Below are 16,346 nucleotides of genomic sequence, written 5' to 3'. Positions count from 1 at the left end.
CTCGAAACTCGAAGGGGGAGAAACAAACATGGATGAAACACTCCTTGAAAGATTAGAGATTTTGGTTGCGTCCGGTCAAATTGGCGATGGGGTGCGACAACATGTGCTCGAGACTGCAGGTCGGTTCGCACAAGACAATGGTGTTCAATTAACCGAGAACAACGCAGGGTCATTTGTGACCCACTTTGCGATGGCATGTGCGCGGATCCGTCGCGGCGAGCCGGTTATGGATATTCCGGCTAGCGTTCAGGATGTGGCGGATCGTCATCCAGACTTGGTTGGCGTCGCGAAGAAGATGTTTCCGGCTGACTTGACTGCCGTCACGGACGCAGAAGTCGGGTTCATCACAATGTATCTATGCGTTCTATTAGGAAAGGAGTAAGGATAACTATGACAATTCGAATTGCGATTGGTGGACTGAAAAAAGAGGTTACGGAGCGTGTGACCAAGGAAGTTGGCGGAGACAAAGTTTCGGTGATTGTGACTTCCGACTTTGAGGCGTCAAAGAAAATCAAGGCAGGCGAAGCGGATTACTATTTTGGCGCTTGCAACAGTGGCGGGGGAGCTGCACTTTCCGTTCCCATCGGTTTGCTGGGCTACAGCAACTGTGCCACTGTCGCCAAAGCTGGGGGCAAACCGAAGCAAGAAGAGATAGAAAAACTTGTCTCTGGCGGAAAAATCGCATTCGGGATGGCTGTAGAGTCAATAGAGGCAGCGGTTCCCATGCTGTTAAAGAGCTTGTTTGCAAAACACAACTTGTAATTTAGGGGGAACAAAATTTGGTCGCAAAGCTTATCATCGTTGGCATCCTGTGTGCCTTAACTTCACTGGCGTCACACATGGGGCGGGCCGTCTTTCATGACGGTGTGCGTCCCATTATGCCGGAATACGTCGAAGGACGTATGAAGCGCGGGGAGATGGCATCCGTTGCCTTCGGCTTGAGTGCAGGTTTTGTATTTTCAATGGGGTTCGCATTTACGTTAGCTTCAAAACTCCTCAATCCGTGGCTGTTGTTTTTGCCGACCGATATTCTAGGCGTCGTTGCTCCACGGAAGTGGATTGCAGTTGTCTTGGGTGCTGCATGGGGTGTTGGCGTCACGGTGGCATTTGACGCGCTGAATACCGTTTTCGGCATGTTACCTATCAACTTCTTGAATTCTTTAAGTGCGCTATCATCACCGGTTTTAGCTGGTTTTGCACTATTTCCTGTACTGGCGATTTTCTACCAATTCGGCAAGGTTAAAGGTATTATCGCGCTTATCTTGGAACTTATCGTCCGTCAGTTGGCAGCGATGAAGTACGTAACCATTCACGGGACGCCGATCACACCGGAAGCCCTTGAAATGTTTGTCGGTGTCATTTTGTTGGTTGCGTTTGCTATCGCAAAAGATGTGAAAGCGAACAAAGACAAAACTGCTGACGCTGAAGAAGGCGAAAGTTTATTTGAAGTCCGCACAAAGCGAATCGTTAAGTCGATTCCATTGATGATGGTCATTGGCGGCTTGGTATCGTTGATTGCCAATCTTCAATGGCTATCCGGTTCAGAAGTGGATTTTCAAGCGTTACACACGATTTACCAGACCCACAATACTTCCCAATTGGGCACGGTCGCGTTTGCTGACCTGATTCGCGGACTTGCGTTTATTCCACTCATTGTCACCACTGCACTCGCTTCAGGGGTATACGGTGTTGTCGGTCTTACGCTTGTATATCCTATCGGGTTCTACCTTGCACCTGTCATTTTTGGCGAGGGTTTAATGGGACATATTGCAGCTTTCGTCATGGGTGCTCTGTGGCTTGCGATCGAAATGATTGTTCTCCGTGGAATTGGGAAGAGTCTCGAGCGATTCCCGTCACTTCGCGAGGCATCGGACAGCATTCGCAACGCGATGAACAACGTCCTAGAGTACGCCCTTCTCATAGGTTCCGCACTCGCTTCGTTGTCCATGACGCACACGCCGAAAGATCCGCAAAACTTCTTCGCCTTTGGTATCTTCGTGGCACTTTACGGGATTAACGAAGCAATTGGCCGCCCTGTCATTCGTCTGGCGGCGGCGCCACTAGCAGCCATTATCACTGGTGTACTAGTAAATATCTTCTACGTCGCACATCTTATGTAGTCACCTGCCTGGTAAACGACGTAGTTAAAAATTGATTCTCGTCTAGGATGGACTCTGTCCATCCTAGCACAGTTCCTGGAGGGGTAATTGATATGGGGTTCATTCGAACAGTTCTAGGGGATATTTCACCAGAAGAGATCCAGCGGACGATGATACACGAGCACCTCATTTTTGACTTATCACATGTCCGCAACGAAACAGACTCCATCTTGGCGGATAACACCGACTTGGAGGAAGAGTTACGGCAAGTAAAGGAATTCGGTGGCAACACCATTGTCGAAGTGACCAATCGTGGAATGGGAAGGAATGCAGACGGGCTCGCCGAGATCTCACGCAAAATGGGCATTCACGTGGTCTGCGCAACCGGATTTTACAAGGAAAGTGTCTATCCCGAGGAAGCACATGTAAAGTCTCGCGAGGAAATTGCGGAGTTGTTTACAACCGAGGTGACCAAGGGAATTGGTGACAGTGAAGTCAAGGCCGGTATTATTTCCGAAATCGGGAGCAGTCTCAGCGAAATCACGGCCGCTGAAAACAAAGTGTTCCGGGCGGCCTGTGACGCGCACAAGCTGAGCAAAGCGCCCATTAGTACCCACTGCGAAATGGGAACGGAAGGGACGGAACAGCTTCGTATTTTTGACGAAGAACAGGTCGACCTCTCACATGTATCATTTGGTCATCAAGACTTGAATCGGAATGTGGAAGAACAACTCCTGTTGCTTCGATCCGGTGCGTTCATGCAATTTGACACCATCGGAAAAAATCAGTACCGCTCCCACCAGGAACGCCTCGATAACTTACTTGTACTCCTCGATAAAGGATTTGAAGACCAACTGATGTTGTCTGTCGATATGACTCGTAAGTCATATTTTCGCAAGAACGGTGGACCGGGTTACATCTACCTATTCGATACGTTCCTACCGGATTTGCAAAAGGCAGGTGCGAGTTCGGCAGTGATCGAGAAATTGATGGTGAAAAATCCACGCCGTTTCCTTGCATTTGCGGAGTAGGTGCTGACTATGCAAGTATTTCCTTTGGATTCGATCTCGCTCGACGAAGCGAAACAACTGCAATTTAAACTAGTTGAGGCCATATCCGAAGAATTCCAGGGCACGGAAATGTTTCAGTTAGGTGACGTTGGCGTGACGCCAAATGGTTTGCCCATAGCGACCGGTCGCGTCGAAAAAGTCTTGGCTCGTTTTTTTGGCAGTGAGGACTGTGTCCTTGTTCGAGGAGCGGGCACGGGTGCTATCCAAAAGGCCTTGGCTGCGTATGTGAATCCAGGCGATGCCATTGCCGTGCATTCCGCGCCGATCTACACAACGACAAAAGAAACGATTCGCATGCTTGGTCTACGGACGGTGTCGGTTGATTTTCACGATGACGAAGCGCTAAAGGACGTTTTGACGCGAGTAAAGCTCTTGTACATTCAACATACGCGTCAACAACCGGCTGACAGGTACCATCTTGGTTACGTGATCGACGTCGCGAAGGCCACTCAACCGAACATTCCAATCGTCGTAGATGAAAACTATGCCGTGTTTAAAGCACCTGCGATTGGCGTAAATCTCGGGGCGGATGTGTCCACGTTTTCAGCATTCAAGCTGCTCGGCCCGGAAGGAATTGGCGTGGTCTTAGGGCCAACAGCGTGCACGTCGGTCGTGCGTCAGAGAAACTACTCCGGTGGCGGTCAAGTGCAGGGTCATGAGGCGATGGAACTGCTCCGTGCCCTCACGATGGCACCCGTCACCATCGCCATTCAGACGGAGCAGGTTGAAGAACTAGCTCACGAGCTCAACCAATCGGCGGTCCCGGGAATTACAGAGGCCTACGTCGCGAATGCTCAATCGCGATGCGTGATAGCCAAACTCAAAGACCCCATAGCGGCACAGGTCATCGCGGCTGCGAGCGAATTTGGCGCGGCGCCTTATCCTGTAGGGGCCGAGTCGAAGTACGAAGTTCTCCCGATGATCTACCGGGTGTCTGGGTCATTTTGCGAAGGTGCGCCTGAATTAAAGCCCTATTTGTTAAGAATTAATCCGATGCGATCTGGCGCCTCGCTCGTGGTGAAGATATTAAACCAGGCAATTTCGAAGGTACGTTCTGGCGATGCGTGACCTGGAGTGGATGGAGCGCGTCGCCTACGGGTACGCCAAGGCGCATGAAGTGACTGACAGCACCGTGTGGGTCAACCGACGTGCGCCCACCAGCGCTAGGATAAAATTGGAGCAGTGTATATGCGGACAGAGCATAGCGGTTTCTTTCATTTGGAGGTGTAACTATGTTTCTTCATTCCTTGATGGAGTGTAATCCTAGCATAGTTGAAACAACGTTGGCACTCTACCGGGAAGGGCGAATACCTCCGAACTCTTACATTCTCGATATTGACCAAATTTCGCAAAACGCAGCCGCGCTTTCAGACGCCGCAAACCAGTCTGGCATCTCTCTATACTTTATGACCAAGCAGATTGGGCGCAATCCCGTCGCATCCAAGGCGATTGTGGAGTCTGGTATTCGCAAAGCTGTCGCAGTCGATCCGGTCGAGGCACTGTTACTCGCCGAGCAGGGCGTAGAGCTTGGACATGTTGGCCATTTGGTGCAAGTACCGAGATATTACTTGGAGAAAATCATCCCATATCGCCCAGAAGTCGTTACGGTCTTCAACGTGGAATCGGCAACGAATGTTTCTGAAGTTGCCAAAAAACACGGACTGGAACAGAAGTTGTTGTTGCGTGTCGTCCGTCCAGGTGACTACCTATACGACGGTCAGCGGGGCGGCGTGCAGTTTGAAGATCTACCGGAAGTCGTTGCCCAGATTCAGCGTTTGCCGAATGTGACCATCGCGGGGGTGACGTCGTTCCCGAGCGTCATTGTACAGGATGGCGTGGCGCAACCCACCCACAATTTTGAGACACTGCGCCTAGCGGCGAAGGCTCTAAGCGATCTCGGCGTAAACGTGGAACAAATCAACGCACCTAGCGCCACGAGCGTCGACACGATTCCAATGCTAGCGCGACTCGGTGCGACGCATGGGGAACCCGGACACGCGCTGACGGGAACAACGCCCTTACACACTGTGAAGGGTCATGCAGAAGTCCCTTCGTATTTATACGTAACGGAAGTATCCCATGTCTTCGAAGGCGAGAGTTACGTGTTCGGTGGAGGTTACTATCCGAGGGGAAAAGCGCAGAATGCGTTAGTTTGCCCATCGCGAGGTACACCCCAGGTCGTCAAGGCCATCATGCCAAGCGCGGAGAGTATCGACTATTACCTGAAGGTTGAAGGCGAATTCCCTGTTGGGACGCCCGTCGTGCTCGCATTCCGCACTCAGATATTTGTTACAAGAGCGAATGTCGTTCCCATCCGCGACAAGGGAACATCTCTTCCGAAAATCGAAGGGATTTACAACGTTGAAGGGAAGCGAATAGGTTGAAAAAGGCTGTGGTACTGGTTGTCGATGGATTTGGTGCTGGTGCTATGCGGGATGTGAAAGAGGTTCGACCGCAGGATGCGGACGCGTACACGATGAAGCACGTGCTGGAGAGTTCAGGTGTAAAGCTACCGTTTCTCGCGAAGTTCGGCCTTGCCAACATTCTCGATGAGCCAACACTGCTTGACATTGGACAGCCCATAGCGAGTTTTGGTCGTTGTAATCTATTTCATCCTGGTGCAGACAGCTATGCAGGTCACAATGAGATCATGGGCGCTAAGCCGCTCCAACCTGAGCTTCAATTTATCAATCAGTTGGCGCCAGAAATTGAGCGAGAATTGGTCCAGCAAGGATGGAGGGTCTCTTATCCTGTAGCAGGTACCCGCATCATGCTGGTTAATGAACAAATTGTCATCGCGGACAACATGGAGAATGATCCAGGCCAGATCATCAATATCACGGGCGCGCTCGACGTGACTCCATTTGCAGATATTCTTGCTGTTGGACAGATTGTCCGCAATATTGCCAGGACGAGTCGCGTGATCCCGCTCGGTGGAACGGGTGTCGCGGTGCAAGACATCATTGACCATGTGGTCATTCAGCCAGAACGCAACGGAGTCGATACTGGCCGGTTGAATATTTACAACGAAGACTACCAGGTCCGACACTTGGGTTACGGTATCAACCCCGACACGCAAGTGCATTCGATTTTACGTCGATCCGGCAAATCAGCTTATCTGTACGGAAAGATGGCTGACGTGATCACCGGTGATGTGAACGAACGAAACCCGATGGTGGATAGTCAAGGCGTGATCGACCTGATTGTAGGCCGTCTTTCCAACATGGAAGGTGAAGGTTTGATTTCTGCGACCGTTCAAGAGACGGACCTATCCGGCCATGAACAGGATGCACCGAAGTTTGCCCGCATCCTGGAAATCGTCGATAAGGGCGCACAGGCCATTTACGAAGCGCTAGACGATGGGGATCTGTTCATCATTACGGCCGATCACGGCAATGACCCATGCATTGGCTCCAGTCAGCACACACGCGAGACAACACCCCTTCTCGTGTGCCGAAAAGGTGATGTATCACACGAACTTGGGATCCGAAAAACGTTGGCTGACATAGCAGCGACGGTCTCTGATTTCTTTGGTGTAGCTGCGCCTGAGTTTGGTGTTTCGTGCTTTGGTGACATGCGTAGTCGGTAAGTTCAACATTTCGTGGAGTGCTAGGTATTTTGAATCGTGAGGGAGAAATGGTTGTGGAGAAACAGGTTACTTTGAAAAACGGATCGGGTCTTCATGCGCGTCCAGCGTCGCAATTTGTGGCTGAGGCAACTAAGTTTTCATCAGATGTATTTGTGGAAGTTAACGGTAAGCGAGTCAACGCAAAGAGTATTCTTGGACTGCTCGCTCTAGGGGCACCGCAAGGAGCAACGGTATCCATTATTACCGAAGGTCCGGACGAAGAGCAGGCTTTGGATGCACTCTGTAAACTCGTAGACGGCGGGTTCGGCGAGTAACAGCGATTCGTCCTTATATGTGGTTGCATGAGATTCATACGCTTTATCAAACAAGCTTGTGCTTTGCGCAAGCTTGTTTTCTATATATGTGAGCGTTTTGCAGAATAGCCTTCAGCACCTCAACGAACGCTACATATAGCGTTCTAGATACATATCATGCGCTATATACATTCGGATTAACTTCGAAAAGATAATTCTGCAAAACCCTCATGTATGAAGGAATGATCAATCATGCGATTTGCGTGTATCACGGGGGATAGGGAAAACAAGGAACAATATGTCGTATGTTTTTCCTAGAATGGAAGAATCTAATTACACAAGAGGTTGTCTTGCTGAAAGTTCACCAAGCTGACAAATCCTATACGAGGGTTAACGTAGTGAATATCGAATGATGATGTGGTGCTTTATCAAGTTAAAGCATATTTAATTAATTCAATGCATATATTGGGGGATTTGAAAGTGAAAAAGAAAATTGCGGCAGTTGCATCCGCAATAGCTTTGACTACCTTCGCTGTCGGTTGTGGACCGAATAACCCGGGTGGTGCAAATGGTACAACTGGTGGCAACAACGGCAATGCGACAGGTAATGCGTCGACAACGGGAAATGGAATCAAGGTTGGTCTAGTCACCGATACTGGCGGGCTCAATGATAATGGATTCAACCACCTGGCTTATGTCGGCGTGACGAAGGCACAACAGCAACTGGGTATTCGGCCAAGTGTCGTACAGTCCCAGTCCGAGTCGGATTATATTCCGAACTTGAGCAAGTATGCGGGTCAAGGATACAACTTGGTCATTGCCGTCGGCTACCTCATGCATGATGCGGTTGAGCAAGTCGCACAGCAATATCCGAAAACGCACTTTATGATTATTGATGATACGATTACGGATCGGCCGAACGTCGTGTCGGCTGTTTACAACTCACAAGATGCCGGCTATCTTGCAGGTGCCATGGCAGGACTCCTCGAGAAAGGGACTGCGCTGCCGAACTTAAATAAGCAGAACGTAGTCGGTGTCATCGGGGGTCAATCCGCCCCTCCGGTTAACAGTTACATTGCTGGGTTCCAGCAGGGCTTTAAGAAAGAAGACCCGAGTGGGAAAGTTCTTCTTGCGTATACAAATAGCTTTACGGACCAAAGTCTAGGAAGCCAGTATGCTCAAAACCAGATGTCGCAAGGTGCCGATATTCTCTTCCCGGTTGCTGGCGGATGCGGACAAGGGGTCATCAGCGCCGTTAAGAGTGCAAACAAATATGCGATCGGTGTGGATACAAACCAGAGCTATTTAGCTCCACAGAACATTATCACAAGTGCTACGAAAGGTGTCGACACGTCCGTGTTTGACGTCATCCAGACAGTGAAAGACAATACGTTCAAGTCAGGCGTTCAAACGTTTGGATTACAGGGTAATGGCGTAGGCATTACACCCGCCATGAAAGGTGTCCCGCAAAGTGTTGTGACCGAGGTCAATCAGTTGAAACAGAGCATTATCAACGGAACCATCAAAGTGTCGACGACGGTTCAGAAGTAATCTCAGATTAACCACGGTGGCTTGTCTCACCGTGGTTTTTTTGGTTTGTTGTACCCGTGTTGTGTATGGAGGGAACAAGTCTGCTGTCGTTACTTGTGGCTATGAGCGAGAATCACGTGATTGGGGAAAATGGGAAGCTGCCATGGCATTTGCCATCCGATTTAAAATACTTTAAGCAACTAACGATGGGCAAGACAGTTGTCATGGGACGGAGAACGTACATGGCGATTGGTAAACCGCTGCGCGGGAGAACAAATATAGTTTTAACAAGAGACAGAACATTTTCCCCGAGAGGCTGCGAGGTCGTTCACGACATTGCAGAGATAGTAGACTTTGTGGACGTTGCGGAAGAGGTATTTGTCATTGGCGGGGCCAATGTTTTTGCCCAAGTGATGCCGTATGCAAGCAAGATGTATCTCACGATTATCCGGCGCAGCTTTGACGGAGATGTCCATTTTTACTACGACGAAGCAGACTGGGAAATGATCAGTTGTCAGCCTGGGCCGGTCGACAGCAGAAACCCGTACCCGCATGACTTCTGCGTGTATGAGAGAAAGTAGCGGAGAACGTAGGTCTCGGGGACTGACGTATTGGCGGCGGGACCAGTGCAGTCAGGCGTCAGGGTCCACGAAAATGACTGGATAAAGTAAGCGTATACCCTTCGTTAGTTTCGAGTGTTGAGGTCTACTCAATACGGGTCTTGCATTCTGCGTTTACATAGATATCCCCGTGTTTATAAGTCTTATCTAGTTTGTTTCGCGGGTAGACCGGAGGCCCAGGAGGCCCCAGGCCCCGGGTTGCTTAGGAACCGGTATTCCCTTGTTCATGAGTTCGCCTCTACGCAACAGTAAGTAAGATACCAAGAGACCTTAGATCCCCAATGACCATCCGGCGGATCCCCGAAAATGACCAAACAAGGGTACCTGATTCCGTTATGCACTCGCTGTGGACTTACAAAACGGATGTATCATGTAGATCCTTTAGTACCACAGAAACTGACCTTAACGTACGATTTTGTCCGTTTGTGAGCATACCCCAGAAAGGCAAAGAAGATTAAAGCGGTAAATTTACACTTCGCTTGCCCACAACGTTACATCAAGAACTGGAAAAGCGGTCCAAACAGGATAAATGTCAGCTTAAATCCAGTCTCTGTCCATTTCGTACCTCAAAGTGGTTCATGGTGTCCGGGACTCGCGGACATGGGCATTCCTTTCGTCCCCGTGCTCGGGTATACGGGCTAACTGTCGGGCACATTATAGACACGGATTCCTTAGGCCTGTGAAACAAGGTCATCCACATTGGTCATTCTATTTAGCTCAAGTGACTGCAAGAATGCGTCGGAAGCCGGCTGACGAGTACGTGCTCAGGAAGTGGGGTTCGCTTTGAAGGAAGCACTGATTTTGGTCTTAACACACCGCTTCACGAGGTTTGCTCTAGTCATGGGGATCTTCTATCAGTTTCTGTTCATCACGGTCTGGATGATTGGGTTTGGCAGTGTTCCTGCGCAAATGTCCAAGCTGAAAGTCGCGATTATCAACCAGGACACCTCGATGAGCGCGCAAGTGCAGAACGACCTGAAAAAGCACCTTCCCTTCCAAGTCCAAACCGCGCATTCCCTGCCACGGGCGATAGAGCAGCTGCAACAGCGGAAAATCGTCATGATTATCGAGATACCGAACGGCTTCTTTAAAGATGTTCGGAACCTCAAGACGCAGGCGCATCTCGATTATTATATCAACGAGTCAAATCCGATGTTGGCGTCAATGACGGCTCAGCAATCCGCTTCTCAAATCACCGAGGATTTCAACCAGGAATTAACCAAGCGCGCGCTGCAGGGGATTCTGCAAGGTCTGCACGTTCCCGGGAACAGAGCGCAGACTATAGTGCAACAATCGATGAATCGTGTCGTTCCAGACGTCCATATCCTTTATCCGGTGTCGAATATGGGATACATCATGTCCCCGATGATGTTCGGCATGGCGGGATACGTCTCGGCGATGATCTTACAATTAAACCTCAACAACGCCATCAGGGATCTAGGGGACAAATTGGCCAAATGGCGAAGGTTTCAAACCCGCATGATTATCAGCGTCGCCGCATCATTTGTCTATGCGTACATCGCTTCCACGTACCTGGCCGCGTGGGGAACACCGATACGCCAGGGTTTTCTGCAGTTATGGGTCTTCCAGACTACCGCGGAATTTGCGTATATGTTTCTTACGCAGATCCCGGCCCTGCTTTTCGGCATGTACGGACTGCTGTTCAACATTGGCATGCTCATCGCTCAGGCCATTTACTCGGGAGCCTCCATCCCCAGAATGATACTTCCACGCTTAGTGAACATTCTGGGGTATGTGCAACCGATGCCGTACGCGGTCGAAGGCGTTCAGAACATCGTGCTCGGTGGTCCGAGTGTCACTCGAGATGGCGTAGCGCTCCTCGTCTACGCCATCGTATGCCTGCTGCTCTGCTTTTTGATATCCGAGTTGAAGGACAGGAGGCAAGAGTGAATTCGTCCTAAACCTCGTTGATTCGCTCTTCAGTACGTGATTCGAAGAACGGAGAGTTCCTCTTTCGATTCGAGGACCACGGACGACGCGGAGGACGGCAGCAGCCAAGCATCGCCCGCCTTCAAGCCCTCCCGACGGCTTGGTTCCAAGCGTATACTCCCCTCTCCGGAAACACCAATGACGAGACTCGGGCTATCATGAGGCACCACGCTGTGGCTGCGGCCTGGTGCAATGGAAATCCTCTCTATGGCTAAGTACGGGCACTTGAGCAATTCATCGCGCAGAGCCCCCGTTTCCGCCGGCAAGGGCGTACTTTCCCCCTGCGGCATCGCAGGTTTCTCAAGGAAAGGTGCGACGACGGTACACTCCATAATATTCCATAATGTTGTGGATGACGTGTATTTAGCACCTCACCTCTACGATGGTTACATGCTTACCCCTATTGTACTGCCCGTTTATATTACGAGTTTGAACACTGTCAGTTAACAAAATATTTACAATCACCTGTTATAATTTCATTTATCGCAAAGGGTAGCGGAGATTTAGGGGGCCTTACAATGACGCGATTTACCACCGTTTCTCATCCTAATTTGTCTCTCTGGCTGTCTGCCGTTCACGCCGTTGCGAAACAATCCTTGAACTCGGACCAAAGCTCTGAAACCAAATGTGATCAGGCCGCTGTACTCAATCATCCAATGGTGCAGGCAGCCGTACGACATGTTCAAAGTTCCGCTACATCTAAAGACCCCTTAAGCCCACAGTTGTCCTTACCTGGATTTAACGACCCGCAGGTTCATGTTTCTCATCTAACGTTCGCCCTTGCGAATGCACAAATATACAAAACGAAGGAAATTCGAGACGAAATTGAAGACAAACTGTTCCGACTGTATTCGGACAGAGATCCAGATTGGTCTAAGTGCATCGTTAGGTATATGGAGTACTATGGGCTCGGCAAGAAACCCCATTACAACAATTGGAGAGTAGAAGGCAAGGAAAATCCGAATTATTCCGTTATTCATAATCGGCTAAAAAACGACGCCCGAGTTGGTATTATTGGAGACTGGGGTACCGGTATGGAAGACGCCCTTAAACTCGTTGAGGCGATGCTGAACGAAAATGTTGATGCAATCATTCATTTGGGTGACGTCTACTATTCAGGTACTGATGCGGAATTCCAGCACCACATTGTAGACATTTTTGAACAAGCCATGGGCCACATGGACAAACGCGTTCCTGTCTTTTCTATTCCCGGAAATCATGATTACTATGCCGGCGCTAAAGGATTATACGAACAAGCACTCAATCTGAATCATCACCCAGACCTTGAGGGGTGGCATCAAGAAGCAAGTTATTTTTGTTTGCGGACACAAGACGGTATGTGGCAGTTCTTGGGTATGGATACAGGATTACATGGTCGCTCCGTCTTTCAAGACCGCCCCGCTCATCCTGTACCTTCATACCTTGACGAGTCTGAAGTCGAATGGCACTACGATAAGTTAAATCCGAAACGCTTTCAGGGTACAACCATTCTTCTTTCTCACCATCAGCTGTTTTCTCAACACAACAAGCTGCGAGATGATTCCACGGAGCCTTGGTTAAATGACCATCTTCTAAATACGTTTCGTGTATATTTCGATCAAATCGCTGTTTGGTTTTGGGGACACGAACACAACTTAGCGCTGTTTAAAGACGGGACATACAACTTGTCAAAAGGTCGATTAATCGGTTGCTCCGCATACGAGGAAAATGGTGACCCATATGCACCTGTTGATAGTTCTTACGCAGAACATGTTCCGTATATCAACACCGATACGAATTGGCGCGTCTCGCCGTCATTCGAAGATCCGGGCTATTTTAATCATGCATTTGCTATCTTAGATTTTTCAAGGAAAAACAGTAGAGACCCGATGCGCTGTACTTACTACATGTTCCCCTCATGGGGACAAACGCAACCGAAGAATTGCACGCTGAAAGAGTTGTATACCGAGTATATCTACCCTTCCCACTGCCAATGAGCATTGCAAGTCAATAACGCCCATGTGGTGATTAGAGGGGACAAATGGCATGACTCATACTGATTAGCCGTCGGGAAAACGCGTGTGTTACAGAAGTGTATGAACAGAGACAGTAAATTCATTTGAGAGGTGAAATATTCATGTCTATCCAAAACTACGGTGTCATTCGTGGGCAAGTTGTACAGTATGCACCCGGCTTAACCCAGTCTCCCCATTTCAGAATTACTTTGGCGGATAACAGCAATCAGGGGTATCAAGTTGATGTCAATGTGCTATCGCGTGACGGATCGGAAGTGTTGTACTATGCAAACGAGAATTTCCAGAATGACATGACACAGAACCTCCTGTCTCTCACTCCAGGGTTCACACCGCTGAAGAGTAACGCAAATTCCGGTGCTCTGGATTATCTAAGGGAGTCCCTGTTTGACACCTCCAAGATGAAACCGTTGCCTATGGATGGGCCTTCACAAAACGACCTCGACGCGTTTATCGGTACCGTTGTCTCATCCGCACAAACGAGCAACGCGTCCGTCTTCGCGTTCGGTCAATATTTTAATGATAAGTCGCGTTCCGCTGCACAGGAACGGCGTGAAAACCTACCGACACAAGGGATTCATGATATCCATATGAACCAGGGAAACGGGTCCCCATACGAAAGTGATAACGGCACGTACCAAGATGGCGGTCTATTGGTTTACTTCCCTACGGATGAACGATGGGTCGCTACGTTCCTTGCCTTCCAAACGCAAGCGTTTCAGACGGACGATCAAGGAAACCCAACTGGACCCTCCTGGGCAGACCAACATGGCGGAGAGACACTGGAATAAGGTTGATCAGTGGGCAATAATCAAGGAATGGTGTCCAGGTATGCACCAATGAGGCTCCGTTTTACAGATAGTATACAGCTAGATGTAACCGGTAATCAGAAGGCCCTCCTAATCATTCTTGATTTTAAATACAAGAATCACCGAGAATAATAATTTGTGCCCCTCATGACAATTTTCAGTAACCTTAGGACCGCTTCGCAGTACATTCAGGAAGCGGTCTACTATTGTAATCGAGATGTTCTTCTGTCGCTGCCCGAAAGCTGCACAATGCGCTCCGACCGCTTGTTGCATAATCATCCAAGCGCGAGCTTAAGAAGTTCTTCGATTATACACCTATATTGTTTCAAAAATTGGCTCATCCATTATCTATTGCATTAATAATTCCAGCCTCGGTTACGATTATAGGCTGGGCGGATTGCCTACTTCCGCATATTTTGTAGTATTTCGTTTAATCTCTCTCCGATATAGTAACATTACCAAAATTGGTAACTAATTTGTTCTCCCAAAACTACTAAAAATATGACAAGCAGTACAAGAATGACAACAATGCTGCGTATAGAGATCCGTTTTGGCAGTATATAGCCTCCCCTTTGGATATGTATTCCACATCCAAAGGGTGTAATCCTTGTAAATCCTTATTGGACGAACCGATACTGACATAAGGGTAACACAAGGAAAATGAATGATTATACATTCCCCATGGGCTACCCTGTGCCCCTTTTTCCTCTACGTTTCCACAGCGACCAGCTCAGAAGTATATCGACCTGGTGGCCTGTCAGGATACCTTTGTTTTGTTACAGGATACTACTGCTTCGTCACACGATACATTTGTTTTGTAACTCTACACTCGCAGGAGATTGAAGCCTGCTAACGAGGGAATGGCGTTCCGCTATTCTAGGACCCCACGGACCCCACGGACCCAGAGGCCCCGCCGCGCGTCCCGCTTGATGCGTTCGAATGACATCAGCGTTCGAATACCGCCCACCAGTGTGTCCGCGTTTGTTCAACCCACACCTGCCGACCTGTTACGCGTTGCGAATCTCTATTCCCGACGCCGCCTCTGCCGCGAACTTACGCGCGACTTCAACGTTGTCAGCCGCAGTCAATGTCACGGCCAGCCGGCGTCCAATCGTGGAATTTGGTTTGCCGAAGAACCGAACTTGTGTTCGTGGAATGGCCAAAGCTGATTCCAGTCCGGCAATTTCGTAACGGTCCGTATCCACAGTAGACTTAATTGCGTGACTTGCCCCTGGACTGAGGAGTGTTATGGATGGTATGGGGAACCCCAAAATGGCCCTGACGTGCAAGGCAAACTCGGACAGGTCCTGTGTTACCAAAGTGACTAGGCCCGTATCGTGCGGGCGGGGGGAGACTTCACTGAAGTACACCTTGTTTGGGGTGATGAAAAGTTCGACACCGAACACGCCGTAGCCGCCTAGCGCGTCTGTCAGTGTTTTGGCTATATCCTCCGCTTGCCGACGCTGGTCGTCTGTCACGTTGTGCGGTTGCCACGACTCAATGTAGTCGCCGTTCTTTTGAACGTGTCCGATGGGGGGACAGAAGCTGGTTCCGGAGACGGATCGTACCGTGAGAAGTGTGATCTCCGAATCAAACGGGATGAACTCTTCGACGATGACCCGCGTGTTTTTCACGCGACCGCTCTGGACGGCGTGGGTCCATGACTGTTCGACTTCGTCGATGGATCTGCAAACACTCTGTCCTTTTCCCGACGAGCTCATGAGGGGTTTGATCACGCATGGGGTTCCAATTTTCGCGACGGCTTCTCGTAGTTCACTGAGGCTGTTGGCAAACTCGTACTTGGCTGTCGGAAGACCGAGTTCTTCCGCGGCGAGGCGACGGATACCCTCTCTGTCCATGGTCAGTCTCGTCGCGTTTGCAGTTGGAATGACTCGAAAACCCTCTTGCTCAAGCTCCAGCAGGGTGGATGTGGAGATAGCTTCGATCTCAGGTACGATTAAGTCTGGGCGCTCACGTTCGATGACCGAGCGGAGCTGGGCTGAATCGAGCATGTCAATGACGTGAGAGCGGTGAGCCACGTGCATGGCCGGAGCACCTTCATATCTGTCTACGGCTATCGTTTCGACCCCAAGTCGTTGGGCTTCGATGATCACTTCCTTACCTAGTTCACCTGATCCGAGCAACATGATTTTCTTTGCGTTTTGAGAAAGTGGAGGACCGTACATTGTCATGAGTATCTTCCTTTCGTCACAATCCCCCCGACGCAATATAAAGACCGCCTGGGGTTCGTTTTAGAATGCCCAGGCGGTCGGCGATAAACGATTACATTCCCTTGTGGTAGCCCACGGATCCGCCAGTCATGTAACCGTGCTATGACATTTTAATTTCGAGTGAAGAGTACCATACTAAACCT

At 49.6% G+C, this 16,346-nt stretch carries 15 protein-coding genes and 1 riboswitch; of the genes, 13 read left to right on the top strand and 2 right to left on the bottom strand.

From position 1 onward, the window contains the following. Window positions 1-28: 28 nt before the first annotated feature. From NZD86_RS18225 to NZD86_RS18175, 11 genes are all read left to right on the top strand, one after another. Entirely contained in the window at window positions 29-382 is a 354-nt protein-coding gene (locus tag NZD86_RS18225) for a PRD domain-containing protein (RefSeq protein WP_268043475.1), read from the top strand. A gap of 8 nt (window positions 383-390) precedes the next feature. Then, window positions 391-762 carry a DUF2620 domain-containing protein gene (locus NZD86_RS18220; RefSeq protein WP_268043474.1) on the top strand — a complete coding sequence of 124 codons (372 nt, stop codon included), beginning with the start codon at window positions 391-393 and terminating at the stop codon, window positions 760-762. A gap of 17 nt (window positions 763-779) precedes the next feature. Further along, complete coding sequence (locus NZD86_RS18215) at window positions 780-2,120, top strand: YhfT family protein (protein WP_268043473.1); 1,341 nt, start codon at window positions 780-782, stop codon at window positions 2,118-2,120. Between the two features lie 92 nt (window positions 2,121-2,212). Then, a complete protein-coding gene (locus NZD86_RS18210) occupies window positions 2,213-3,130 on the top strand; it encodes a phosphotriesterase family protein (RefSeq protein WP_268043472.1) in 918 nt (305 codons plus the stop codon). 9 nt (window positions 3,131-3,139) lie between these two features. Further along, complete coding sequence (locus NZD86_RS18205) at window positions 3,140-4,237, top strand: aminotransferase class V-fold PLP-dependent enzyme (protein WP_268046936.1); 1,098 nt, start codon at window positions 3,140-3,142, stop codon at window positions 4,235-4,237. Window positions 4,238-4,401: 164 nt separating this feature from the next. Beyond that, window positions 4,402-5,553, top strand: a complete 1,152-nt coding sequence (locus tag NZD86_RS18200; protein ID WP_268043470.1) for an alanine racemase — start codon at window positions 4,402-4,404, stop codon at window positions 5,551-5,553. Next, the gene (locus tag NZD86_RS18195; RefSeq protein WP_268043469.1) at window positions 5,550-6,758 is read left to right on the top strand and encodes a phosphopentomutase; all 1,209 of its coding nucleotides are present in this window, start codon (window positions 5,550-5,552) and stop codon (window positions 6,756-6,758) included. The genes NZD86_RS18200 and NZD86_RS18195 overlap by 4 nt, the downstream gene beginning before the upstream one ends. A gap of 47 nt (window positions 6,759-6,805) precedes the next feature. After that, window positions 6,806-7,072: an HPr family phosphocarrier protein gene (locus tag NZD86_RS18190; RefSeq protein ID WP_268046935.1), complete on the top strand. Its 267-nt coding sequence runs from the start codon at window positions 6,806-6,808 to the stop codon at window positions 7,070-7,072. 459 nt (window positions 7,073-7,531) lie between these two features. Continuing rightward, window positions 7,532-8,602, top strand: a complete 1,071-nt coding sequence (locus NZD86_RS18185; protein ID WP_268043468.1) for a BMP family lipoprotein — start codon at window positions 7,532-7,534, stop codon at window positions 8,600-8,602. Window positions 8,603-8,667: 65 nt separating this feature from the next. Next, window positions 8,668-9,162 (top strand): dihydrofolate reductase, encoded by a 495-nt coding sequence (locus NZD86_RS18180; protein ID WP_326492592.1) that lies wholly within the window; start codon window positions 8,668-8,670, stop codon window positions 9,160-9,162. 822 nt (window positions 9,163-9,984) lie between these two features. Next, entirely contained in the window at window positions 9,985-11,112 is a 1,128-nt protein-coding gene (locus NZD86_RS18175) for a YhgE/Pip domain-containing protein (RefSeq protein ID WP_268043467.1), read from the top strand. 29 nt (window positions 11,113-11,141) lie between these two features. Here NZD86_RS18175 and NZD86_RS18170 read toward each other — a convergent pair whose 3' ends face one another. Continuing rightward, the gene (locus tag NZD86_RS18170) at window positions 11,142-11,483 is read right to left on the bottom strand and encodes a cupin domain-containing protein (RefSeq protein WP_268043466.1); all 342 of its coding nucleotides are present in this window, start codon (window positions 11,481-11,483) and stop codon (window positions 11,142-11,144) included. Between the two features lie 186 nt (window positions 11,484-11,669). Here NZD86_RS18170 and NZD86_RS18165 point away from each other — a divergent pair, with 186 nt between their 5' ends. Continuing rightward, window positions 11,670-13,127 (top strand): metallophosphoesterase family protein, encoded by a 1,458-nt coding sequence (locus tag NZD86_RS18165; protein ID WP_268043465.1) that lies wholly within the window; start codon window positions 11,670-11,672, stop codon window positions 13,125-13,127. Window positions 13,128-13,267: 140 nt separating this feature from the next. After that, window positions 13,268-13,954, top strand: a complete 687-nt coding sequence (locus tag NZD86_RS18160; protein WP_268043464.1) for a YukJ family protein — start codon at window positions 13,268-13,270, stop codon at window positions 13,952-13,954. Between the two features lie 1,025 nt (window positions 13,955-14,979). Here the strand turns inward: NZD86_RS18160 and purT are convergent. Beyond that, entirely contained in the window at window positions 14,980-16,158 is a 1,179-nt protein-coding gene (gene purT, locus NZD86_RS18155; RefSeq protein WP_268046932.1) for a formate-dependent phosphoribosylglycinamide formyltransferase, read from the bottom strand. 66 nt (window positions 16,159-16,224) lie between these two features. Then, window positions 16,225-16,304, bottom strand: a riboswitch (ZMP/ZTP riboswitch). Between the last annotated feature and the right edge of the window lie 42 nt (window positions 16,305-16,346).

It is taken from the genome of Alicyclobacillus dauci, assembly GCF_026651605.1.
Taxonomy (GTDB): domain Bacteria; phylum Bacillota; class Bacilli; order Alicyclobacillales; family Alicyclobacillaceae; genus Alicyclobacillus; species Alicyclobacillus dauci.
The sequence above is the reverse complement of the archived record's forward strand: the minus strand, read 5'-3'. Positions and strand labels throughout refer to the sequence as shown.